At 67.7% G+C, this 22,350-nt stretch carries 21 protein-coding genes; 8 read left to right on the plus strand and 13 right to left on the minus strand.

Translation table 11 applies throughout. The features are described from left to right. Positions 1–5 precede the first annotated feature (5 nt). Together JZ792_RS23960 and JZ792_RS23965 are read right to left on the minus strand one after the other, a co-directional pair. A complete protein-coding gene (locus JZ792_RS23960) occupies positions 6–971 on the minus strand; it encodes a YegS/Rv2252/BmrU family lipid kinase (RefSeq protein WP_216913588.1) in 966 nt (321 codons plus the stop codon). Then, complete coding sequence (locus tag JZ792_RS23965) at positions 968–2,620, minus strand: FAD-binding oxidoreductase (protein WP_216913590.1); 1,653 nt, start codon at positions 2,618–2,620, stop codon at positions 968–970. The genes JZ792_RS23960 and JZ792_RS23965 overlap by 4 nt, the downstream gene beginning before the upstream one ends. Before the next feature lie 87 nt (positions 2,621–2,707). Here JZ792_RS23965 and JZ792_RS23970 point away from each other — a divergent pair, with 87 nt between their 5' ends. After that, positions 2,708–3,322 (plus strand): TetR/AcrR family transcriptional regulator, encoded by a 615-nt coding sequence (locus tag JZ792_RS23970; protein ID WP_216913635.1) that lies wholly within the window; start codon positions 2,708–2,710, stop codon positions 3,320–3,322. Between the two features lie 40 nt (positions 3,323–3,362). Beyond that, on the plus strand, positions 3,363–4,961 hold the full coding sequence (locus JZ792_RS23975; protein WP_216913592.1) for a glycerol-3-phosphate dehydrogenase/oxidase: 1,599 nt from the start codon (positions 3,363–3,365) through the stop codon (positions 4,959–4,961). Here JZ792_RS23975 and JZ792_RS23980 read toward each other — a convergent pair whose 3' ends face one another. Further along, positions 4,962–5,483 carry a GNAT family N-acetyltransferase gene (locus JZ792_RS23980; RefSeq protein ID WP_232839555.1) on the minus strand — a complete coding sequence of 174 codons (522 nt, stop codon included), beginning with the start codon at positions 5,481–5,483 and terminating at the stop codon, positions 4,962–4,964. Positions 5,484–5,501: 18 nt separating this feature from the next. Further along, entirely contained in the window at positions 5,502–6,170 is a 669-nt protein-coding gene (locus JZ792_RS23985) for a TetR/AcrR family transcriptional regulator (RefSeq protein WP_254190255.1), read from the minus strand. Between the two features lie 283 nt (positions 6,171–6,453). On the opposite strand from JZ792_RS23985, the gene JZ792_RS43020 reads away from it, so the two are divergent. The 4 genes from JZ792_RS43020 to JZ792_RS24005 all read left to right on the plus strand — a co-directional run bounded on the left by JZ792_RS43020 (position 6,454) and on the right by JZ792_RS24005 (position 11,627). Beyond that, positions 6,454–7,734, plus strand: coding sequence for an FHA domain-containing protein (locus JZ792_RS43020; protein ID WP_216913594.1), 1,281 nt, complete (start codon positions 6,454–6,456; stop codon positions 7,732–7,734). Positions 7,735–7,861: 127 nt separating this feature from the next. Further along, positions 7,862–10,171 carry an FdhF/YdeP family oxidoreductase gene (locus JZ792_RS23995; protein ID WP_216913596.1) on the plus strand — a complete coding sequence of 770 codons (2,310 nt, stop codon included), beginning with the start codon at positions 7,862–7,864 and terminating at the stop codon, positions 10,169–10,171. Then, a complete protein-coding gene (gene fdhD, locus JZ792_RS24000) occupies positions 10,168–11,007 on the plus strand; it encodes a formate dehydrogenase accessory sulfurtransferase FdhD (RefSeq protein WP_216913598.1) in 840 nt (279 codons plus the stop codon). Before JZ792_RS23995 ends, fdhD begins: the two co-directional genes overlap by 4 nt. A 92-nt stretch (positions 11,008–11,099) precedes the next feature. Continuing rightward, entirely contained in the window at positions 11,100–11,627 is a 528-nt protein-coding gene (locus JZ792_RS24005) for a hypothetical protein (protein ID WP_216913600.1), read from the plus strand. Positions 11,628–11,630: 3 nt separating this feature from the next. On the opposite strand, the gene JZ792_RS24010 is transcribed toward JZ792_RS24005, so the two are convergent. The 3 genes from JZ792_RS24010 to JZ792_RS24020 all read right to left on the minus strand — a co-directional run bounded on the left by JZ792_RS24010 (position 11,631) and on the right by JZ792_RS24020 (position 12,802). Next, complete coding sequence (locus JZ792_RS24010; RefSeq protein WP_216913602.1) at positions 11,631–12,035, minus strand: NUDIX hydrolase; 405 nt, start codon at positions 12,033–12,035, stop codon at positions 11,631–11,633. 23 nt (positions 12,036–12,058) lie between these two features. Then, a complete protein-coding gene (gene mihF, locus JZ792_RS24015) occupies positions 12,059–12,373 on the minus strand; it encodes an integration host factor, actinobacterial type (protein WP_109523852.1) in 315 nt (104 codons plus the stop codon). Between the two features lie 192 nt (positions 12,374–12,565). Further along, the gene (locus JZ792_RS24020; protein ID WP_216913604.1) at positions 12,566–12,802 is read right to left on the minus strand and encodes a hypothetical protein; all 237 of its coding nucleotides are present in this window, start codon (positions 12,800–12,802) and stop codon (positions 12,566–12,568) included. Between the two features lie 108 nt (positions 12,803–12,910). Here JZ792_RS24020 and JZ792_RS24025 point away from each other — a divergent pair, with 108 nt between their 5' ends. Further along, positions 12,911–13,288 (plus strand): nuclear transport factor 2 family protein, encoded by a 378-nt coding sequence (locus tag JZ792_RS24025; RefSeq protein ID WP_216913607.1) that lies wholly within the window; start codon positions 12,911–12,913, stop codon positions 13,286–13,288. Between the two features lie 9 nt (positions 13,289–13,297). On the opposite strand, the gene JZ792_RS24030 is transcribed toward JZ792_RS24025, so the two are convergent. From JZ792_RS24030 to JZ792_RS24055, 6 genes are all read right to left on the minus strand, one after another. Further along, the gene (locus JZ792_RS24030; protein ID WP_308165423.1) at positions 13,298–13,624 is read right to left on the minus strand and encodes an STAS domain-containing protein; all 327 of its coding nucleotides are present in this window, start codon (positions 13,622–13,624) and stop codon (positions 13,298–13,300) included. Positions 13,625–13,923: 299 nt separating this feature from the next. Continuing rightward, complete coding sequence (gene clpX / locus JZ792_RS24035; RefSeq protein WP_109523855.1) at positions 13,924–15,204, minus strand: ATP-dependent Clp protease ATP-binding subunit ClpX; 1,281 nt, start codon at positions 15,202–15,204, stop codon at positions 13,924–13,926. A gap of 449 nt (positions 15,205–15,653) precedes the next feature. Then, positions 15,654–16,322 carry an ATP-dependent Clp protease proteolytic subunit gene (locus tag JZ792_RS24040; protein ID WP_109523856.1) on the minus strand — a complete coding sequence of 223 codons (669 nt, stop codon included), beginning with the start codon at positions 16,320–16,322 and terminating at the stop codon, positions 15,654–15,656. Between the two features lie 85 nt (positions 16,323–16,407). Continuing rightward, the gene (locus JZ792_RS24045) at positions 16,408–16,995 is read right to left on the minus strand and encodes an ATP-dependent Clp protease proteolytic subunit (protein WP_216913611.1); all 588 of its coding nucleotides are present in this window, start codon (positions 16,993–16,995) and stop codon (positions 16,408–16,410) included. Positions 16,996–17,308: 313 nt separating this feature from the next. After that, positions 17,309–18,703 (minus strand): trigger factor, encoded by a 1,395-nt coding sequence (gene tig, locus JZ792_RS24050; protein WP_368858165.1) that lies wholly within the window; start codon positions 18,701–18,703, stop codon positions 17,309–17,311. 351 nt (positions 18,704–19,054) lie between these two features. Next, complete coding sequence (locus JZ792_RS24055) at positions 19,055–19,627, minus strand: FKBP-type peptidyl-prolyl cis-trans isomerase (protein WP_216913615.1); 573 nt, start codon at positions 19,625–19,627, stop codon at positions 19,055–19,057. A gap of 206 nt (positions 19,628–19,833) precedes the next feature. Between JZ792_RS24055 and JZ792_RS24060 the strand changes: the two genes are divergently transcribed. Beyond that, on the plus strand, positions 19,834–22,299 hold the full coding sequence (locus JZ792_RS24060; RefSeq protein ID WP_216913617.1) for a phosphoketolase family protein: 2,466 nt from the start codon (positions 19,834–19,836) through the stop codon (positions 22,297–22,299). Positions 22,300–22,350: the final 51 nt, after the last annotated feature.

A 22,350-nucleotide genomic window follows, 5' to 3' on the forward strand; every position in this document is an offset into this window, starting at 1 on the left:
CGCGCTCACCGGACCAGGACGGTGAGCGCGCCGGGAACCGCGCGCAGCGTCGCGGGCAGCATGCCCGCCGGTTCACCGTCGGCGGTCGCGGGGGCCGACGGCGCGGACAGCGTGACCTGCTCGACCCGGTAGCGCTTGGTGGCCGGGTGGTCGATCCGCTTACCCGCCGACAGCGCGGGCAGCAGTTTGAGCATTTCCAGCCGCGACACCTTGCCGACCACGGTCAGGTCGAGCAGCCCGTCGTCCATCTCGGCGTCCGGGCAGATCAGCATGCCGCCGCCGTAGGTCCTGGAGTTGCCGACCGCGACCATGACGGCCTCGGTCTCGAGGACGGTGTCGCCCGCCGGATTGTCCAGCGCCCCCGGCGCGACACCGGACAGCTCGATCCGATACGGCACCGCGAGTCCGCCCGCGAGTTCGGCGAGAGCGGCGAAACTGTAGCGCGACGGCCCCTTCGGCCAGCGCATCTCGTTGGCGCGCAACGTGACTCGGGCATCGAATCCGGTGCCGGTGACGGTGGCGAACCACATCGGCGCGATACCCGTCGACTCGATACGTCCCAGGTCGACCACCCTGGTCCGGCCCGCGAGCACCAGATCCGCCGCGGCCACCGGATCATCGGTCGGCACCCCGAGCGCACGGGCCAGATCGTTGCCGGTGCCGCTCGGTATCAGGCCGAGCGGGACCCCGGTCTCGGCGATGGCCTCCAGGATCACACAGACCAGTCCGTCACCGCCGACACAGATCACCGCGTCCGGGCGTCCGGCCGGGTCGGTCAGCGAATCACGCACCAGGCGTACGGATTCGGCGGCCGACGGGGCACGGATCTCGGTGATCTCGACGCCGCGTTCGGCGAGCCTGGCCACGGCGGCGGTGGCGGTGTCGTGCCCTTTGCCCAGTCCGGAGAGCCGATTGGTGACGACCAGGGCGCGGCGAAGGGCGCGTGGCGACTCCGAATAGACCTCTGTCATCGGATCAGCTTCCCGGGATTGAGGATGCCGGCGGGGTCCAATTCCTGTTTCACCGCGCGCAACACCCGGACACCGAGGTCGCCGATCTCGTCGGGCATCCACGGCCGGTGATCGGTGCCGACCGCGTGGTGGTGGGTGATGGTGCCCCCGCCCGCGACGATCGCGTCGCCGACCGCCCGCTTGGCGATGGCCCACTGCGCGATCGGATCGTCGGTCTGCGCGGCGACGATCGTGAAGTACAGCGAGGCGCCGGTCGGGTAGGTATGCGAGATATGGCACATCACCAGCGGCGGCGTGCCCTGCGCGGTCAGCGAATCCGTCAGTGCCGCCGTCACTTTCGCCTTGAGGGCGGCGAGGTTGGACCACGTGGTCGCGGTCTCCAGCGTCTCGCACAGCACCGCGAGGTCCAGCAGCGCGTCGCGCGTGTAGGGGGCGGCGAAGCGACCGTGCTCCCACTGCCGCGCCGGGGTCTCTCCGAGTGCGGTGCCACCCGCCGCGCTCAGCAGCGCTTCGGCCTCGGCCTGCCGCGCCGCCACGTGCGCGGCGGTGCCCTCGTAGGTGGTGACGGCCAGACACCCCGATACCGCGTTGCCGCCGATATCGCCGGATCGGGCCAGGTTCAGGCCGGTCTCGGCCTCGTCGGACAGGCGAAGTACCGTCGGCGCCGCGCCCGCCTGCACCACCGTGCGCAGAGCGGCGGCCCCGGTCGCGAAATCCGGGAACGACCAGGCCTGATATCCGACGGTCTCGGGTCGGGGACGCACCCGCACGGTGACCTCGGTGATGACGCCGAGGACCCCTTCGGAACCGAGGAACAGTTCCCGGAGGTCGGGGCCCGCGGCGGAGGCGGGCGCTCGGCCCAGTACCAGGGTGCCGCTCGGCGTGGCGACCGTCAGCCGCTGCACCATGTCGTCGAAGCGGCCGTACCCCGCCGACGCCTGCCCGGACGAGCGGGTGGCCGCGAAGCCGCCGATGGTGGCGAATTCGAAACTCTGTGGGAAATGCCCGAGCGAAAGCCCTTGCGCGGCGAGCAATTCCTCCGTTCGCGGGCCGGTGAGCCCGGCTCCGAGTGTCGCGGTGCCACTGACGGGATCGACGTGGGAGATCGTGTCGAGACGTCGTAGGTCGAGTGCGATCACGGTGTCGAAACGGCCGCGCACCGGGTCGACGCCACCCACCACGCTGGTCCCGCCGCCGAAGGGCACCACCGCGACGGCGTGTTCGGCACACGAGGCGAGCACCTCGACCACCTGCTCGTGATCGGCGGGCGCGACGATGGCGTCGGGAGCGTCCTGGGGGCCGTCGGCGCGGCGTCGCAGCAGGTCGGGAGTGCTCTTACCGCCCGCGTGCAAGAGGCGGTCGCGGTGATCGGTCGACACATTGCCCGCACCGACCACCGCGACCAGCCCGTCTCGTTGTGCCGGTGTGAGCACCGACTCGCGGAGCGGCACGTCGCCCTCATCGCGGCGCGCCACCGGGTCGCCGGACACCCCGAAAACCTGCGAGAGCAGGTCGCGGATCTGCGCCGGAAGTGGCTGATGTCCGGCCTGAATTCCCCAGGCGTCCCACACCATACTCGCTGACGGCGGCGCCGCACCCTGGTTTGCCACGGGAACCGAATCCGCGCCGGTGCGCTTCGTCTCGACCATGCGTTACAGTTTGACATAGAACGTCAAGTAGTAATGATTCGACACGTACACGCGGCACCGAGGTGCCGCCGATATCCGGCGGTGAACATGCCAACCCCCGACGCGGCCGAGAACGAAACCCCGCTCTCCGCCGTCGATCTCGCGATATTCGACGCGGCGCGCGCCTGCGTCGAGGAGTTCGGCGTCCGCAGGACCACGCTGACCGAGGTGGCCCGGCGCGCCGGGGTGAGCAGGCCCACCGTCTATCGGCGGTGGCCCGATACCGGTTCGCTGGTGGCCGAACTCCTGGTCCGTGAGCTGCGCGCGATCATCGCCGAGACCATGCCCGCGGGCGGAACGGCCCGCGCCCGGCTGGTGCGCGGCATCGTCGCGGGCGCGGCGACGATTCGGTCGAATCCGCTGTTCGGCAAGATCTTCCGCACCGATACCGATCTGATGCTCACCTACGTGTTCGGGCGGCTCGGACGCAATCAGCGCACCCTCGTCGAATTGTTCGCCTCGGTGATCGGCGAAGGACAGTCCGACGGCTCCATCCGTGCGGGTGATCCGACCCGGCTGGCCACCATGCTGTTGCTGGTCACCCAGTCCGCGGTCCAATCGGCCGCGACCGTCGCGGCGCTGCTGCCGGGACCCGAACTCGACGCCGAACTGGGCCACGCGATCGAAGGCTATCTACGCCCGGAAACCACCCGCCGTCGATGACGGCGACACCACCGACGACCGGCACCGGAAGGGAATGGCGATGACCGCGAAGCCGACGACCGAAAAGGCTCGGGCCCAGGGGGATTCCGCCCGGGGGAATTCCGCCCCGGGGAATTCCGCGCTGAATGCCGATCGGCGGGCCCGCGAGCTGCGGGAACTCGGCGACGACGCCGACATCGATCTCCTCGTCATCGGCGGCGGTGTCACCGGCGTGGGCGCGGCGCTCGACGCGGCCGCGCGCGGACTGCGGACGGTACTGGTCGAGCGGCACGATCTCGCGTTCGGCACGAGTCGCTGGAGTTCCAAACTCGTGCACGGCGGATTGCGCTACCTCGCGGGCGGTCACGTCGGTATCGCGCACGAGAGCGCGGTGGAGCGGGCGATCCTGATCGGTTCCACCGCACCGCATCTGGTGCGACCGCTGCCCCAGATCGTGCCGCTGCTGCCCGGCCTCGGACGCGCGAGCCAGGCCCTGATCCGGACCGGCTTCCTCGCGGGCGACGTCCTGCGCCGCGGCGCGGGCACCCCGGCGGCGGTCCTGCCGAGATCACGCCGGGTCGCCGCCGCCGAGACCTTGCGACTGGCCCCCACCGTGCGCCGCGCCGGTCTGCGCGGCGGTCTCCAGGCGTGGGACGGCCAGCTCGTGGACGACGCCAGACTCGTGGTCGCGCTGGCCCGCACCGCGGCGAGCCGGGGCGCGACGGTGCTCACCCGCGTCGAAGCCGTCGACGTGAAAGGCGATTCGGCCACCCTGCGCGACACGCTCACCGGCGAAACCCTGCTGGTCCGGGCCCGCGCGGTGGTGAACGCCACCGGTGTATGGGCCGACCAGGTCGATCCGAGTATCGAATTGCGGCCTTCGCGCGGCACCCACCTGGTTTTCGACGCCGCCGCGTTCGGCGGTCTCTCCGCGTCGCTCACGGTGCCGGTGCCGGGAAGTACCAGCCGTTTCGTCTTCGCCTTCCCCGCGGCGCACGGCCGGGTGTACCTCGGCCTGACCGACGAGGACGCGCCGGGCCCGGTCCCCGACGAGCCGCGCCCGACCGAGTCCGAGATCGATTTCCTGCTCGACACCGTCAACACCGTATTGCGAGAGCCGTTGCGCCGAGCCGACATTCGCGGCAGTTACGCGGGCCTGCGGCCACTGCTGAAGACCGGCGACGGCAGTACCTCCGATATCTCCCGCGAACACGCGGTGCTGACCTCGCCCGCCGGGGTGATCACGATCGTCGGCGGCAAACTCACCACCTACCGCAGGATGGCCGAGGACGTCGTGGACGCGGCCGTCGACGCGGCGGGGCTGATCGCCGAGCCGTGCCGAACGGCACGTCTGCCCCTGGTCGGCGCGGTCGCCGGATCGGCGCGCGACCGCGTCGACGCCCCGCCCACGCTGATCGAGCGCTACGGCAGCGAGGCGACGACCGTTCTGGCAGCGGTCGCCGACAATCCGGCGCTCGGCGAGCCCGTCGCCCCCGGAATCGATGTCAGCGCAGCCGAATTCGCGTTCGGCATCAGCCACGAGGGTGCGCTCGACATCGCCGATCTACTCGACCGCCGCACCCGCATCGGTCTGATCGCGAGCGACAGGGACGCGGCACTGGCGGCGGCCGAGGCGGCCTTCGCCGCGCAATCCGGGTGATCAGCTCCAGTTGGTCAATTCGGCGAGCATCGCGGTGCGAGGCCAGCGTTCCAGCCCGTGTTCGGCCTCGGCGGCCCTGACCGCCCGCATCTCGGGCGCTTCGGCCGACACCGGGATGTAGTGGAAGCCCAGGCGCTCGTAGTACGGGCCGTTCCACGGCACCTCGGTGAAGGTGGTCAGGGTGATGGCGCGCATCCCCTGCGCCTTGGCCCAGCGCGCGGCGGATTCGATCAGCTGTTTGCCGATGCGCTTTCCCGCGTGGTCGGGATGGACCGAGACCTGTTCGATGTGGGCGTTGCCGTCGACGATGCCCAGGACGAGGTAGCCGATCGGCAGATCGGCGTCGTCGGCCCAGACCCACGCGCGCCCGGCGTCGAGGAATTCGCGCAGGCGTTCCAGGGTGGGCGGATCGTCATCGGCGACCGCCGTCATCCCGATCGTCGCGAACGGTTGCCCGGCGGCGCGCTCGATCTCCTGCAAGGCGGGCAGATCGGCCTCGGTGGCCGGTCGAATCATCTGCATGCGGGAAGTATTCTCCCTTCACCGCGCCGGTGTCGCCAGGATTCCGTCGATCAGTGCCCGCACCGCCCATGTCGCGCGGGTGTCACCGTCACCCGAGCGGCGCACAGGCGCCGTCACCGGAACGCGGTCGGCCTGCCCGAGTCGGCGCGTTCCGGATTCCGGTGCGCGCGCGGCGTGACCGGCGCTCTGTTCGGCGGCGGCCGCGGTGATGTGCAGATACAGCAGTTCCACCGCCCAGTCGACGGTCCGCTCGTCCACCCCGGCGTCGGCCAGCAGTCCCCGCATCCGGTCGATGAGCCGCAGCGCGTTGGCACCGGTGGGGGTCGCGGCGAGGGCGACGAACGCCAGTCCCTCGTGTCTGCTCATGACGGCGACCGTCGATTCGATCACCGCGATCAGCCGCTCGCGCCAGATGCCGTCGTCGGGTTCGGCGACCGAGCCGAGCACGTGATCCAGCATGGCGGCCATGAGATCGTCGCGATTGGCGACGTAGACGTAGAGCGAGGCCGCGCCGGTGTCCAACTCCTGGGCCACCCGCCGCATGGTGAGGGCTGCCAGCCCCTCGGCGTCCAGGACGCGCAACCCGGTGTCGATGATCACCTCGCGGCTGAGCGGGGCCTTCGACGGCCGGGCTCTGCGGCTGACCGGCGCGGGCCTCACGCGGCTGACCGGCATAGGTTCGGCCATCCGGTGACGACGACGGCTTCGGGGGTCTCGATCGGGTCGGTCCACTTCGCCATGGGCCGAAGCCTACGCCCGAACGAACGCCGTTTGACACGAACGTTGTTCGGAATGTCGCCGGGGCCGGTGTCGTGTCGCTCCATGTCGCAGTGGTTATTGCCCCACCGGCGCGTCGCCCAAACCTCGTGCTCGCCGCGCCGTTCCCCCGGCCACCGGATCCGCAAGCCCGGATGGGTTCGAACCCCCGCCACTATGCTGGACGCGACAAGTGCGCGGGAAGGAGGCACGGGTGCGCAAGAACCCGTCGACCGTCGGTATCGCGCCGGGTGACGGCCTGATCGCTCGTTTCGGCTCGGTCGTCGTCTACCTCGCGGGTGAAACGGCGTCCACCGATCGGATTCTCGGGGCGATCGAAGCCGTCTCCGACGCGGAACATCCCGGTGCGGCTATCGCCCAGCGACTGGCCGCGGTGGTATTCGGCAGCGGCTCGGAGCCGCCGCCTTTCGGCGTCGTCGCACCCACCTCCGACGGCACCGTGATCCTGCTCCGCGGTCCGGTGATCGCCGAGATCCACGGGGCCGAGGGGGTGCGAAGGATCTCGGGGGCGCGCGCGTTCACCTGGGTTGACGAAATCGTGCGCGAACCGGTGCGCCGCATCACCGTCGGCATCGACGCCGACGGCCCGCCATCGGCGCTCGCGCGCACGGATCTGCGCGCGGGCGTTGTCCCCGGCGGCGGCTTCGAATTACGCGTCGGCCTGCGCCGCGCGAACCAACCCACCGGGCCCGCGTCGGATACGGGCGAACCGGGGCACGAAGCGGCGCAACCGATGCCGGGACGGCGCACCGAGGAACCGGCAGGCACCGCACCCGCGGGTTTCGACACCGTGGACGACACCCCCGGCGCGGATCGCACCGCACGCACGGGCGAACGCACCCGGGCCCATCACACATCGGCCGCGAACCACCCTTCACCCACCGCCGAACCCGCCCGGACAGGGACGAATTCGACCGCGGAGCCTGTACGACCTCGCCGCGTCGGCGAAGTCTCCGCCGCACCGAAAACCCCCGCGCGGCCCGCCCCCGAGGACATCGGCACGCAGGCCATGCCGGGCGGCTGGTCGGGCACACACCATTCGGCCGCGACACCGCACACCGGACACGACGTACCACCCGACGATTCGATGACCCGCCCCGCGCGGCCGGGCACCGGGGCCTCGGTGGGCGCGCTGGTCTACGACGACACGGCCTATCCGCTGGACCGGCCGTACGTGATCGGGCGCAGCCCCATGTCCGACGACTCGGTACGCAATGCCGTCGCCTCGCCGCTGGCCGTCCCCCGCGACCGGCACGTCTCGCGCATCCACGCCTACGTCACGCTCGATCGCGGCAAGGTCTTCGTGCGCGACGCCGGGACACCGGCGGGCACCTTCATCGCCGCCCCCGGGGCCGAGACATGGACCCGCATCGGAACCGCGACGACCGAACTCGCCCCCGGCTGGAGTATCCGCATCGGCGAGAAGATCCTGACCTACCGCGCCGACGACCAGCGGGTACGACTGCTGAAGTGAACGAACCCGCCCCCGGTGGCATACGTGTCCGACACCACCCGTCCGAGCGGGTCGCCGGGTTCTACGATGCCGAGGCGAACACCGATGCCCGCGGCGGCACAGCGGGTATGGAGAGGACGATGGGACTATGCACCGACACGGGCCGACCGAGGATATCGATGAATCCGCGCTGACCGTCACTCCGCCGAAGACACAGGCCGCGGGCGTCACGGCGGTAGCCGTCTCATTGAAACGCGCGGTACAGGAGATGGGTGTCGTGCGGACCGCGCGGACGTTGGCCCGGGTCAATCAGGTGCACGGTTTCGACTGCCCCGGCTGCGCGTGGCCGGAACCCACCGGGCATCGTCGTCCCGCCGAATTCTGCGAGAACGGCGCGAAGGCCGTGGCGGAGGAAGCGACGCTACGCACCGTCACCCCGGAATTCTTCGCGCGGCATTCGGTCGAGGAGCTGTCGCGCAAATCCGGGTACTGGCTCGGACAACAGGGACGGCTCACCCACCCGATGGTGCTGCGTCCGGGTGACACCCACTACACACCGATCGACTGGGACGACGCCTACCGCCTGATCGCCGACGTCCTGCGCGGGCTCGATTCGCCCGACCGCGCCCTGTTCTACACCTCGGGACGTACCGCGAACGAGACGGCCTTCCTCTACCAACTGCTCGTCCGCAGCTACGGCACCAACAATCTGCCCGACTGCTCCAACATGTGCCACGAATCCTCGGGCACGGCCCTGGTCGGTTCGATAGGCATCGGCAAGGGTTCGGTGACGATCGATGATTTCGACGCCGCGGATCTGATCATCGTCGCCGGTCAGAATCCGGGCACGAACCATCCGCGCATGCTCAGCGCCCTCGCGAGCGCCAAGGCCTCGGGCGCGAAGATCGTCGCGGTGAACCCGCTGCCGGAAACCGGACTGCTCGGGTTCCGCGATCCGCAGACCGTCCGGGGCGTCACCTCCGGTGTCCCCATCGCCGACGATTTCCTACAGATCCGGCTCGGCGGTGACATGGCGCTGTTCCGCGGGATCGGCCGCCTGCTGTTCGAAGCCGAGGATCGCGCGCCGGGCACCGTCGTCGACCGCGCCTTCGTGGACGAGCACTGCGCCGGATTCGACGAGTACGAGAAGCAGTCGCGCGCGGTCGATCTGGACACCGTGGTGGCCGCGACCGGCCTGCCCCTGGCCGATATCGAACGCACGGCGCGACTGTTCGCCGCGTCGAAGAACATCATCATCTGCTGGGCGATGGGCCTGACCCAGCAGCACCACGGTGTTGCCACCATCGAGGAGGCCACCAACCTACTCCTACTGCGCGGCATGATCGGCAGGCCGGGCGCGGGCGTCTGCCCGGTGCGTGGGCATTCCAATGTGCAGGGCGATCGCACCATGGGTATCTGGGAACGGATGCCGGACAGTTTCCTCGACGCGCTCGACCGCGAATTCGGCATCACCAGCCCGCGCGCGCACGGTTACGACACCGTCGACGGTATCCGCGCCATGCGTGCGGGCAAGGCTTCGGTATTCGTCGGCATGGGCGGCAATTTCGTCTCCGCCACCCCCGATACCGAGGTGACCGAGGCGGCGTTGCGCGGCTGCGAACTCACCGTGCAGGTCTCGACCAAACTCAACCGCAGCCACCTGGTGCACGGTCGGACCGCGCTCATCCTGCCGACACTGGGACGCACCGACAAGGATGTGCGCGCGGGGGTGAGACAGCAGGTGTCGGTGGAGGATTCGATGTCGATGGTGCATCTGTCCACCGGCAGGCTCGATCCGGTCAGCGATCAGTTGCGCAGTGAAGTCGCCATCGTGTGCGATCTCGCGCTGGCGTTGCTCGGCCCGGATCATCCGGTCCCGTGGGCCCGATACCGCGACGACTACGACGAGATCCGCGATGCCATCGCACGGGTGGTACCCGGCTGCGACGACTACAACAGGCGCGTGCGCGACCGCAACGGTTTCGTACTGCCGCATCCCCCGCGTGATTCCCGCGAATTCCGGACCGGCACGGGCAGAGCGAATTTCGGGATCAACGAGTTGAGCTGGGTGCCGGTACCGCCGGGACGGTTGATCCTTCAGACCATGCGCAGCCACGACCAGTACAACACCACCATCTACGGCCTCGACGATCGCTATCGCGGCGTGCACGGTGGTCGCCGCGTGGTCCTGGTCGATGTCGACGATATCGCCGAAATGGGTTATACCGAAGGCGATCTGGTAGATCTGATCTCGGAATGGACCGACGGCGTCGAACGCCGGGTAGAGGGTTTCCGCATCGTCGGTTATCCGACACCGCGCGGCAACGCCGCCGCCTACTACCCCGAGGCGAATCCGCTGGTTCCACTGGATCATGTTGCGGCACGGTCGAATACGCCGGTATCCAAGGCCGTGACGATCCGGCTCGAACCCCATGTGCACGTGGAGGCGCGGTCATGAGCAGGGTGACCGCGCGCCGTCCGACGCTGCGGATCTCACCGAACGGTGAAGTGCGCAGGCCCGACACCCTCGCCGTGGAGGAACCGCTCGAGATCCGCATCGCCGGACAATCGCTGACGGTCACCATGCGCACACCCGGCGCGGATATCGACCTGGTGCACGGTTTCCTGTTGAGCGAGAACATCATCGGCTCGATGGACGACGTCGTGAGCGCGCGCTACTGCGCGGGCACGGACGCGGACGGCCACAACACCTACAACGTCCTCGATGTCGAACTGCGCGGGCCCGCCACGGTGCGGTCACGCAATTTCCTCACTACTGGGGCCTGCGGTGTCTGCGGCAAGACCGCGCTCGATGAGGTCCGCTCACACACCAGATATCCGATCCGCGCACACGGCAGCGCTGTCGACACCACGGTGCTGGCGGGTATGCCGGAGAGTCTGCGCGCCCGCCAGTCGGTCTTCGACGCCACCGGCGGACTACACGCCGCCGGACTCTTCACCGTGGGCGGCGAGGCGCTGGCGGTGCGCGAGGATATCGGCAGGCATAACGCCGTCGACAAGGTGATCGGATGGGCGCTGCGCGAAAACCGGATCCCCGCACACGATCTCGTGCTCATCGTCAGCGGACGTGCCTCGTTCGAACTGGTCCAGAAGGCGGTCATGGCGGGAATTCCCACGCTCGGCGCGGTATCGGCACCGAGTTCGCTCGCGGTCGATCTCGCGGTCGAATCCGGACTGACCCTGGTTGGATTCCTCCGAGGCGACACCATGAACGTCTACAGCGGCTCCGACCGTCTGGTGATACCGGGAACCGCCGCCGTGCAGAGTGTCTGACCTGGGGAAATACCGCCGGTCGTTGCCCGCGGAGCGCTGTCGGAATACGGTGAACGCACCGATCCACCCGGTGCCGACGAATGGAGCGACCGATGCGGATCTCGCTGGAGGGCAAATCGGGGGGCATACGCGTGCGCATGCGCTTCGAACAGAATCGCGGGCGTTGGCTGGCCGTACGAATCATCCTGGGCGTGTTGGCATTCCAGGGGATCGTGATCGGATTGTGGGCCGTCCTCGCACCGCACTCGTGGTACTCGAGTTTCCCCGGTTTCGGCATGCACTGGGTCGCGGTGGACGGGCCGTACAACCACCACCTCGCCGCCGATGTCGGCGCGTTCTTCCTGGCGCTGGGCGCGGTATCGCTGTACGCGCTGATCCGCACCGGGGTGGAGAGCGCGAGAGTCGCGGGCATCGGATGGACGGTGATGGCACTGCCGCACCTGATCTATCACGTCTTCCACAAACCCGCCGAGATGGGGGCCGTGAGTTTCACCCTGAGCGTCATCGCGGCTGCCGCGCTGCTCGCGCTCGGCGTAGCCCTGCTGGTGGTGGTGCCGCGCGGCCCCAGGGTCGCCGATCCCGATCCGATCGACCTCCGCTTCCCGCGCCGCGGGGAATGAGGGTCAGCGCCACCCGCCGCTGGAGGTGAGGTGGCGCAGGGTGCGTACCACGGCCGGAGCGCACAGATGATCGTCCTGCGGCCCGAGCCACGCCATTTCGGCGATTTCCGCGGCCGGGGCCGGAACACCCCGGCCGGGCGCGCGGAAACAATGCATTTCGACGAGGGTGCCCGGGCGACCATGGGCGGGAGCCGTGATGGTCACCTCGGGCGTGATGCGCTGTTCATCGATCTCGACGCCGAGTTCCTCGCGGACCTCGCGGACGAGCGCTCGCGCCAGGGTCTCCCCCGGCTCGGGTTTGCCGCCGGGCAGGTAGAAGGCGTCACGACCCTCGGTACGGACTGCCAGCAATCTGCCGTTTTCGACGCATAACCAAGCAACCGACGTGAGCGTTCGTTCCGCGGTCATGATCTGCAGACGCTACCCGGAAATCAGGCTTCGAGCGCCTCGAGCAACGCCGCCCGCTGACGGGCGCCCAGACCACCGATGCGGCGATCCTCCGGAATCTCGGCCTGATCCATCAGCTTGGCCGCTTTGACCGGTCCGACGCCGGGCAGGGCCTTGATCACCGCCGCGACCTTGGTCTTCTTGACCAGATCGTCGGACTCGGACTTCTTGAGCAGGTCCGCGACCGAAACCTTGCCCTCTTTCACCTGACCGATCAATTCGGAGCGCGCCTTGCGCACCGCGGCCGCTTTGGCCAACGCCTCGGTGCGTTGCTCGGCGGTCATTGTGGGCAGTGCCATGTCTCCTCCGCTTTCACTCGTCACTCGAACATCTGGTTGACCGGGTCGAGTAAACAGCACCATGTCGACTGCACCCCGCCGACACACCGGGTGAATGTTGCGATGAGTTTTCCGAGTCGAGACCGTCGTAATCGATGAAGCGTCCGCCGACTACGGGCGAATCGGACGAAAGGAATGCAGGCCATGGAGCTGTCACTCACCCAATTCCTCACCATAGACGCCACCCACGAGGGCCGGGACGGCAGCCCGCGACAGGATCGCGGCGATGGCATCATCGATCCGGCGTAACGCCTGGACCTCGGAGAACGACAGGATCATCGAGAGTACTTCGCTATTGGACGACCGGTTCAACGGAGAGCCGGAGGGATCGACGAGGATCCCGGCGCGGGGCACGACCTCGGGGTCGCCACGCAGTCCACGGCGAGACATTTCGAAGAGATAGACGACGGTCCCCCCTTCGGGCGGGATCCGATCCACCGCACACGGGACACTGCTAACCTCGGAACTAGAACAGGTTCCAATTCAGTGGGAGTTCCGATGGCACAACAGATCCGCGACGTGGTCGAGCAGTACGTGAAACTGGTCGGCTCGGGCCCGACCGAGGATATCGTCGCGTTGTACGCGCCCGACGCCGTCATCGAGGACCCGATCGGCACCGAGCCCAAACGCGGGCACGCGGCGATCCGCGCGTTCTACGATGTCCTCGCCCAGCTCGATCGTGAGACCGAACTGCACGCCGACACCCTGCGCGTCGCCGGAAATCACGCCGCGTTCCTGTTCACGCTCGTCACCAGATTCGGCGATCAGCGCCTCACCCTGAGCCCGATCGACGTCATGGAATTCGACGACGACGGCAAGATCACCCGAATGCGCGCCTACTGGGGCCAGGACGACATGAGCAGCGAAACCGTCTGATCACTACGATCACGCCGGATCGAGGACCGCGCAGGCCAGATCCGGCATCAGGTCGAACGCGTCCGCCTCGCCGACTGCCGCGAGCAGCCGGTCGACGCAGCTCGTGCCCACCACCAGACGCAATCGGCGCCCGGTGCGCCCCGCCGTAGCGCGGGCCTCGACGAGAACGCGCAGGCCGGCGATGCCGAAGAAGCTCACCCGCGACAGGTCGACGGTCACGATCTGCGCCGCGTTGTTCAATGCTCCGATCAGCGAGGTCCGTAAAACGTCCACGGTGTAGTGGTCGACCTCCCCGGCGACCGCGCAGAGAGTCACAGTCTCGCCGGGTGTGGTCACCGAAACATGGAGCCGGTCGGCGGGACCGGACGGTCGCGATCTCGTCGCGGAAATTCTGGTGGTGATGACGGTCGACATACGGACCCCGGTCCGGTCGCGCGCGGCAACAGAGAGAGTTGCTCGCGAAGGTGGTTCGTCCCGGCATCACGTTCACCCGGGACCGGGCTGGTTACTCAACCCTCATCAGGGGTACCCCGTTCGGCGCCGCCGCACACCTTTCGCTGTCGAACATCCCCGATCGACGCGAACGGCCCGGATATCCGTGCGGATATCCGGGCCGTTCGGTCGAGAAATAAGGATCAGGCCGACTTCTCGCGACGCTCAGCGCGCTGCGCCTTACGAGGCACGATGGTCGGGAGCACGTTCTCGGTCACCGTATCGGCGTTGACGACCACCTTGGCGACATCGTCACGGCTGGGGATGTCGTACATCACCGGCAGCAGGACTTCCTCCATGATGGCGCGCAGGCCGCGAGCGCCGGTGCCGCGCAGGATCGCCTGATCGGCGATGGCCTCCAGGGCGTCCTGGGTGAACTCGAGTTCGACGCCGTCCATCTCGAAAAGCCTGATGTACTGCTTCACGAGGGCGTTCTTCGGTTCGGACAGGATCTTGACCAGCGATTCCTTGTCCAGGTTCGTCACCGAGGCGACGACGGGCAGGCGACCGATGAACTCGGGAATCAGACCGAACTTGATCAGATCCTCCGGCATCACCTCGGAGAAGTGATCGGTGGTGTCGATCTCCGCCTTGGACCTGACCTCGGCGCCGAAACCGATACCGCGGTGGCCGATGCGGTCGGAGATGATCTTCTCCAGGCCCGCGAACGCGCCCGCCACGATGAACAGCACGTTGGTGGTGTCGATCTGGATGAACTCCTGGTGCGGGTGCTTGCGCCCGCCCTGGGGCGGCACACTCGCCTGGGTGCCCTCGAGGATTTTCAGCAGCGCCTGCTGCACGCCCTCACCGGAGACGTCACGGGTGATGGACGGGTTCTCGCTCTTGCGGGCGATCTTGTCGACCTCGTCGATGTAGATGATGCCGGTCTCGGCCCGCTTGACGTCGTAGTCCGCGGCCTGGATCAGCTTGAGCAGGATGTTCTCGACATCCTCGCCCACATAGCCCGCCTCGGTCAGCGCGGTCGCGTCCGCGATGGCGAACGGCACGTTCAGCATCTTCGCCAGGGTCTGCGCCAGATACGTCTTACCGCAGCCGGTGGGGCCCAGCATCAGGATGTTCGATTTCGTCAGCTCGACGATCTCACCCCGGCTGTCGCGCCCCTTGTCACCCGCCTGGATGCGCTTGTAGTGGTTGTAGACAGCCACGGCGAGCGTGCGCTTGGCGGTGTCCTGCCCGATGACGTAGTTCTCCAGGAAATCCCGGATCTCCGCGGGCTTGGGCAGTTCATCGAGTTTGACCTCGCTGGACTCGGCCAGCTCCTCCTCGATGATCTCGTTGCATAGATCGATGCACTCGTCGCAGATGTACACCCCTGGTCCCGCAATGAGCTTCTTGACCTGCTTCTGGCTCTTTCCACAGAACGAGCACTTGAGCAGATCGCCGCCATCTCCGATGCGCGCCATCTCGTGGGTCCCTACTTCCTTGTCCGCGTGCAACCGTCCGTCCAGGTTGCCAGCAATCCGCCGAACTCGGGTGTAATCACGAACACTTCGAGCGTGTAGGGCGGGTCGAGCGATGCCGTCAACCGGGAGCAAAGGTCCCTAGGTCGACCGTACCCGGTGTGGTGGAAGGAGGTCGACAACTCGAGCATGTTTCTCGCCGGTGTTGTGCCAGTTCTCACGGCATTGGAACACGTTCCACCGTGGAAGGGCCGGATCCGGCGTCCGGCCACCCGCTTCGCGACCCATTCCCATCGGAGTCGTTCCGATCGGTCGGTTTCTCTCGAAGCGGACCGGCCGAACAGTCTGCCACCTGGCGTCTTGCCCGGCCGGATTTACCTGCAACATAGCAACTTACGAGCACTCCCGCTCATCGGGCGAGACGATTCCCACCCCGCGGGAACTTTCGCGGGCTATTTCTGCGCGCTCAGCTTGCGGTAACCGAACACCTGATCGACGATCCCGTATTCCTTGGCATCCTCTGCCGTCAGGATCTTGTCGCGGTCGGTGTCCTTGCGGATGGTGTCCGCGTCCTTGCCGGTGTGATTGGCCAGCGTGGTCTCCATGAGCCTACGCATGCGCTCGATCTCGGCCGCCTGGATCTCCAGGTCCGACACCTGACCCTGGATACCGCCCTCCAGCGCGGGCTGATGGATCAGCACGCGGGCGTTGGGCAGGCAGGCCCGCTTACCGGGCGCGCCCGCCGCGAGCAGCACCGCGGCGGCGGAGGCCGCCTGACCGAGGCAGACGGTGACGACGTCGGCGCGGACGTACTGCATGGTGTCGTAGATCGCCATCAGCGCGGTGAACGAACCACCGGGCGAGTTGATGTACATGGTGATGTCGCGATCGGGATCCTGCGACTCCAGCACCAGCAGCTGCGCCATGATGTCGTTGGCCGAGACATCGTCGACCTGCGCGCCGAGGAAGATGATGCGCTCCTCGAACAGCTTGTTGTACGGGTCCGAGGTCTTCACACCGTAGGTGGTCTGCTCGGTGAACTGCGGCAGGATGTACCGCGAATGCGGGCCCTGCGGGGCCATGCCGGAAACGCCGGCGCGTGGGTCGATCGAATTGGCCATCTTCGTCTCCAAAGTCTATGTGGGTGAACGGGTTTGCACAGTCCGTCGGCGACTGCCCGCTGGGTTGTCGCTCGGGAGGGACCGGCTAGTTGCCGACGCCGTTCGCCTGATTCGCGTGGCTGACCACGTGGTCGATGAAGCCGTACTCCAACGCCTGCGCGGCGGTGAACCAGCGGTCGCGATCGGCATCGGCGGTGACCTGTTCGACGGATTTGCCGGTGTGCAGCGCCTGCAACTCGTTCAGCTCACGCTTGGTGTGCACGAACTGCTCGGCCATGATCGCGATATCGGCGGCCGAACCACCGATACCCGCCGAGGGCTGGTGCATCATGATCCGCGCGTGCGGCAGCGCATAGCGCTTGCCGGCCGTTCCGGCGGTGAGCAGGAACTGCCCCATGGATGCCGCGAGCCCCATACCGACGGTGCGAATATCGCATTCGGCGAACTGCATGGTGTCGTAGATGGCCATACCCGCGGTCACCGAACCGCCGGGCGAGTTGATGTAGAGCGAAATGTCCTTGACCGGATCCTCCGCCGAGAGCAGCAGGATCTGCGCGCAGATCTTGTTCGCGATGTCGTCGTCGACCTGGGTACCGAGAAAGATGATCCGCTCACGCAGCAGGCGCTCGTATACCGAATCACTGAGGTTGAGTCCAGCAGTGGGGGAACTCATGACGACCCCTGCCTTGTTCATTGTCACGGATACCTGCCTTCTCTTCTCACCGGCTTGTCATTGAAAGCTACACAGCGTCCACTTGCCACACAGCCATCACCTTCGCTGTCACAAACAGTAACGAAGCCGGGCGGCGCCGAACTCCCGGCACCGCCCTTCTTCGCTCACAGCGCAATGGCTCATCCCCGCACGCGCGGGGAGCACGGTCGACACCCGCTGGTTCGCCCGTGCGTCCGAAGGGCCGATTCGCTGCGTAGCGCGCGACCCGGTCGGCGTTCGACCGCGCCGCGCGTTTCGTTCCCGCGTGACCGAATTATTCTGCCTTCACGGCTTCGGTCTCGGTTTCGTCCGAGGAAGTCACGGCGTCGATGATGTCGTCGGAATCGTCGGGCGCGCCGAACATCTCGGCGGTGTCGACCGCGTTGCCCTCGGAGTCGGTGACCTTGACCTGGCCGACGACACCGGCCAGCGCCTTACCGCGACGGACGTCGGCGAAGATCGCGCCGAGCTGGCCCGCCTGCTGGACCTGCTGGATGAACTGCTCGGGCGACAGGCCGTAGCGCTGCGACTGGAACAGGATCCGCTCGGTCAGCTCTTCCTGGCCGACCTGGGTGTCCTCGGCCTCGGCGATGGCGTCGAGCAGCAGCTGGGTCTTGACCGACTTCTCGGCCGCTTCCTTGGTGTCCTTGTCGAACTCCTCGCGGCTGCTGCCCTGGGCCTCGAGCGCCTCGGCGAGGCGGGCCTCGTCGTGGTCGAAGCCGTGCACGGCGTCGTGGGTGACCGCGTCGATCTCGGCCTGCACGACGGCCTCGGGCAGCGGCACCTCGACCTTGTCGAGCAGGGTCTCGAGCACCTTGTCGCGGATCTCGCCCGCCTGCTCGACCTTCTTGGTCCGCTCGACGCGGCTCTTCAGGTCGTCCTTCAGCTCGTCGAGGGTGTCGAATTCGGAAGCGAGCTGGGCGAATTCGTCATCGGCCTCGGGCAGCTCGCGCTCCTTGACGCCCTGCACGGTGACCTTGATGACCGATTCCTTGCCCGCGTGCTCACCGGCGACCAGGTTCGAGGTGAATTCGGCGGACTCGCCCGCCGACAGGCCGATGACGGCCTCGTCCAGGCCCTCGATGAGCTGGCCGGAGCCGACCTCGTGCGACAGGCCGGAGGTGGCCGCGTCGGTCACTTCCTCGCCGTCGACGGTGGCCGAGAGATCGATGGAGATGAAATCGCCGTTCTGCACGGCGCGCTCGACACCGGTCAGGGTGCCGAAACGCTGACGCAGCGACTGGAGCTGCTCATCGATATCGGAATCCTCGACGGTGAACGCGTCGACGGTGACCTCGATGTCGTCGTAGGACGGCAGCGTGATCTCCGGACGTACGTCGACCTCGGCGCTGAAGGCGAGTTCCTGGCCGTCCTCGATCTTGGTGATCTCGATCTCGGGCTGGCCGATGACCTTGATCTCGGAGGTGGTGACGGCCTCGCTGTAGCGGCCGGGCAGGACGTCGTTGACGACCTGCTCCAGAATGGCGCCACGGCCGAGACGGGCCTCGAGGAGCTTGGCCGGGGCCTTGCCCGGACGGAAGCCGGGAATACGGACCTGCTTGGCGAGAGCCTTGTAGGCACGATCGAAGTCCGGCTTCAGTTCCTCGAAGGGCACCTCGACATTGATCCGGACCCGGGTCGGGCTCAGCTGCTCGACGGTGCTCTTCACGGACATGCTCCTTGTTCGTTGTTCGGTTCGGTGTTCGTGCTTGTCGTCATGCTGGTCAACGACGGCGGTACCTGCGCCCCGTCCCCACCGTGCACCCCGGTATCCGGAATGAAGGGCGGAGCGACGCCACGTGCTGACCGGGTCGCGGACGTCCCTGGTCCGCGCACCCTGATGTACGCATCCCGACCAGGGTAGTTGACCGGTCGCGAGGGCATGCAATCGGTCACGGCATGGACGGCGACGCCACCGACCGGGCCGGTCCAGACGCCACCGACCGGGCCGGTCCAGACGCCACCGACCGGGCCGGTCCAGACCCCACCGACCCGCCCGGGTTCACGCGGGCGCGAGGAGTCAGTTCCCGACCTTGACCGCGTCGGTCACGAAGACCAGCGTCTCGTTGGGCTTGACGCCGTTGCCGCCCTTGCCGTAGCCGAGTTCGGGGGGAATGATCATCAGCCTGCGCGCGCCCTGCTGCACTCCCTCCAGGCCCTGCTCCCAGCCGGGGATGACCTGTCCGGAGCCGAGTGTCAACGGGAAGGGCTTGCCGCGATCGAACGAGCTGTCCAGCTTCTTCTTGTCCGACCAGGTGATCAGCGAGTAGTTCATGGTGAGCTGCTGGCCGGTGGCGGCGCCGGGACCGCTGCCCGCGACGAGATCCTTCACGATGAGCTGCTTGGGCGGATCACAGTTGTCGGGGAGCGTGATCTTCGGATTCTCGCCGTAGCCGCCCTCCACCTTCACATCGTCGGCGGTGCATTCGCGGCCGAAGGTCGTGGCTGCCGCGGCGGCGGTCGAGGAGCCGCGCGCCGAGGTCGTGGCCGAGGTCGCCGCCGCACCCGTTTCGTCGTCCGACCCGCACGCGGTGAGCGCGACCGCGGCCGCGGCGACGACGCCGACTCCGATGATCCTGCCGAGTTTTCGCATGCGGCGGACCTTAGGCCACGGGGCCACGCCGCGCCCATCCGCCCTCACCGATTCGCCACGCTGCCCGACCTCGCCCGGCTCGGTAGAGTTGCCGTGAATCTCCATCCGGTGTCGTCGCTCTGACCATCGGAGTTCGCGATCGGCACGACGTCCGACCGTCGACGGCGAGTCTCGCCGACGACGTCCGCAGTGAGGAGAGTCCGTAGATGACCCGAGTGACCGACGCCGGGAAAGACACCTCGGCCGACAATGTCGACAACGGTGGCGGACGGACCATCCCACCGCGCCCCTATGTACTGGGCGATATCCCGGGCCCGCTGGACCGGGCCGAACTCGCGTCCACGGACGCGTGGTGGCGTGCCGCGAACTACCTGGCGGTCGGCCAGATCTATCTGATGAAGAATCCGTTGCTGCGTGAACCGCTGCGGCCCGAGCACATCAAACCGCGGTTGCTCGGACATTTCGGCACCGTGCCCGGTTTGAATCTGGTCTGGGTACACGCCAATCGGGCGATCCGACAGCGCGGGCTGAACGCGGTCTTCGTCGCCGGACCGGGTCACGGCGGCCCCGGCCCCAACGCGTGCGCGTGGCTGGAGGGAACCTATTCCGACCTCTACGGCCATATCTCACGCGATGCCGTCGGAATGGGCGCGCTGTTCGCCCAGTTCTCGTTCCCCGGCGGGGTACCGAGCCACTGCGCGCCGGAGACTCCCGGCTCCTTCCACGAAGGTGGCGAACTGGGGTACTCGCTACTGCACGCGTTCGGTGCGGCACTGGACAATCCGGATCTGACCGTCTTCTGCGTGATCGGCGACGGCGAGGCGGAAACCGGTCCGCTCGCGGGCAGCTGGCATGCCGCCAAATTCATCAGCCCGGGGCGCGACGGCGCGGTGGTGCCGATCCTGGCGCTGAACCAGTACAAGATCGCCAATCCGACCCTGCTCGCACGCATCCCCGAATCCGAACTGCTCACGCTCATGCGCGGATACGGATACGACCCGATCATCGTGGCCGGCGATGATCCCGCCCGAGTCCACCAGGACATGGCGAGCGCGATGGACAGCTGTCTGGATCGGATCGAGAGGATCAAGGCCGCCGCGCGAGCGAATCCCGACGAGCGAGCGTACTGGCCGATGATCGTGCTGCGCACGCCGAAGGGTTGGACCTGTCCCCCCGTCGTGGACGGCGAGCCGGTGGAGGGCACCTTCCGCGCCCACCAGGTTCCGCTGCCCGCCGCCCGGACCGATGACGCCCACCGTGAGGTGCTCGAACAGTGGTTGCGGTCCTATCGGCCCGAGGAACTCTTCGACGAGAACGGCCGACCGGTCGGTGAACTGCTCGACCTCGTCCCCGTCGGCGCGCGCCGGATGAGCGCCAACCCGGTCGCCAACGGCGGCACGCTGGTCCGCGATCTGCGGCTGCCGGACTGGCGCGACTACGGCGTCGAGATCGACGCGCCCGGAGCGGCCGACCACGAGGCGACCCGGGTGCTCGGCTCCTGGCTGCGCGACGTCACACGCGACAACCCCGACAACTTCCTGACTTTCGCGCCCGACGAACTGGCGAGCAACCGCCTCCAGGACATCCTCGAGGTCACCGGCCGCGACTGGCAGGTCGAGATCGACCCGAACGACGCGAAACTCGACCGTCGAGGCCGGGTCATCGAAGTGCTCTCCGAGCACATGTGCCAGGGATTGCTCGAGGGATATCTGCTCACCGGCAGGCACGGGGTCTTCACCTGCTACGAGGCGTTCATCCACATCGTCGACGCCATGTTCAATCAGCACGCCAAATGGCTCGACGCCAGCGCGGCGGTGCCCTGGCGACGCCCGGTGCCGAGCCTGAACTACCTGCTCTCGTCGCACGTGTGGCGCCAGGATCACAACGGCTTCACCCATCAGGACCCGGGTTTCCTCGACGTGGTGTTGAACAAGAAACCCGAGATCGTGCGCGTGTACCTGCCGCCGGACGCCAATACGCTGCTGTCGACCTACGACCACTGCCTGCGGTCACGCCACTACGTCAACGTGGTGGTCGCCGGAAAACAGCCGCAACCGGATTGGCTCGGCGTCCAGGACGCGGCGGCGCACTGCGCGCGCGGAGCCGGGATCTGGGAGTGGGCGGGTAACAACGACGACCTCGGCACCAGCCCCGATGTCGTGCTCGCCTGCGCGGGTGACGTGCCGACGCTGGAAACTCTCGCCGCTGCCGCGATCCTGCGGGATCGCCTGCCAGATCTGCGCGTTCGCGTGGTCAATGTGGTCGATCTGATGCGGCTGCTGCCCGCCGACGAACATCCGCACGGTCTGCCCGACAGTGAATTCGACACGCTCTTCACCACGAACCGCCCGGTGATCTTCGCGTTCCACGGGTACCCGTGGCTGATCCACCGGCTCACCTACCGCCGTACCAACCACTCCGAGATGCACGTGCGCGGATACAAGGAAAAGGGCACGACCACAACGCCTTTCGACATGGTGATGCTCAACGATCTGGACCGCTACCACCTGGTAATGGATGTCGTCGATCGCGTTCCCGGCCTGCGGGAGAAGGCAGCGGGACTGCGCCAGGAAATGGTCGACGCGCGCTGGAAGGCCAGGGCGTGGACTCGCGAACACGGCGCGGACATCCCGGTGGTCTCGCAGTGGCGCTGGCCCGACCCCGCGTGTTGAGCGCGTAGATACGGGGGCGTACCGCGCTATCCGGTCGCCTCGTGCGAGAAC

It is taken from the genome of Nocardia noduli, assembly GCF_019038455.1.
GTDB classification, from domain to species: Bacteria; Actinomycetota; Actinomycetes; order Mycobacteriales; family Mycobacteriaceae; genus Nocardia; species Nocardia noduli.

What these genes read in the sequence shown, in the direction of transcription:
- JZ792_RS23960 (WP_216913588.1), bottom strand. Translation starts at nt 971, where the DNA reads ATGACAGAGGTCTATTCGGAGTCGCCACGCGCCCTTCGCCGCGCCCTG.
- JZ792_RS23965 (WP_216913590.1), bottom strand. Translation starts at nt 2,620, where the DNA reads ATGGTCGAGACGAAGCGCACCGGCGCGGATTCGGTTCCCGTGGCAAAC.
- JZ792_RS23970 (WP_216913635.1), top strand. Translation starts at nt 2,708, where the DNA reads ATGCCAACCCCCGACGCGGCCGAGAACGAAACCCCGCTCTCCGCCGTC.
- JZ792_RS23975 (WP_216913592.1), top strand. Translation starts at nt 3,363, where the DNA reads ATGACCGCGAAGCCGACGACCGAAAAGGCTCGGGCCCAGGGGGATTCC.
- JZ792_RS23980 (WP_232839555.1), bottom strand. Translation starts at nt 5,483, where the DNA reads ATGCAGATGATTCGACCGGCCACCGAGGCCGATCTGCCCGCCTTGCAG.
- JZ792_RS23985 (WP_254190255.1), bottom strand. Translation starts at nt 6,170, where the DNA reads ATGGCCGAACCTATGCCGGTCAGCCGCGTGAGGCCCGCGCCGGTCAGC.
- JZ792_RS23995 (WP_216913596.1), top strand. Translation starts at nt 7,862, where the DNA reads ATGCACCGACACGGGCCGACCGAGGATATCGATGAATCCGCGCTGACC.
- fdhD (WP_216913598.1), top strand. Translation starts at nt 10,168, where the DNA reads ATGAGCAGGGTGACCGCGCGCCGTCCGACGCTGCGGATCTCACCGAAC.
- JZ792_RS24005 (WP_216913600.1), top strand. Translation starts at nt 11,100, where the DNA reads ATGCGGATCTCGCTGGAGGGCAAATCGGGGGGCATACGCGTGCGCATG.
- JZ792_RS24010 (WP_216913602.1), bottom strand. Translation starts at nt 12,035, where the DNA reads ATGACCGCGGAACGAACGCTCACGTCGGTTGCTTGGTTATGCGTCGAA.
- mihF (WP_109523852.1), bottom strand. Translation starts at nt 12,373, where the DNA reads ATGGCACTGCCCACAATGACCGCCGAGCAACGCACCGAGGCGTTGGCC.
- JZ792_RS24020 (WP_216913604.1), bottom strand. Translation starts at nt 12,802, where the DNA reads ATGTCTCGCCGTGGACTGCGTGGCGACCCCGAGGTCGTGCCCCGCGCC.
- JZ792_RS24025 (WP_216913607.1), top strand. Translation starts at nt 12,911, where the DNA reads ATGGCACAACAGATCCGCGACGTGGTCGAGCAGTACGTGAAACTGGTC.
- clpX (WP_109523855.1), bottom strand. Translation starts at nt 15,204, where the DNA reads ATGGCGCGCATCGGAGATGGCGGCGATCTGCTCAAGTGCTCGTTCTGT.
- JZ792_RS24040 (WP_109523856.1), bottom strand. Translation starts at nt 16,322, where the DNA reads ATGGCCAATTCGATCGACCCACGCGCCGGCGTTTCCGGCATGGCCCCG.
- JZ792_RS24045 (WP_216913611.1), bottom strand. Translation starts at nt 16,995, where the DNA reads ATGAGTTCCCCCACTGCTGGACTCAACCTCAGTGATTCGGTATACGAG.
- JZ792_RS24055 (WP_216913615.1), bottom strand. Translation starts at nt 19,627, where the DNA reads ATGCGAAAACTCGGCAGGATCATCGGAGTCGGCGTCGTCGCCGCGGCC.
- JZ792_RS24060 (WP_216913617.1), top strand. Translation starts at nt 19,834, where the DNA reads ATGACCCGAGTGACCGACGCCGGGAAAGACACCTCGGCCGACAATGTC.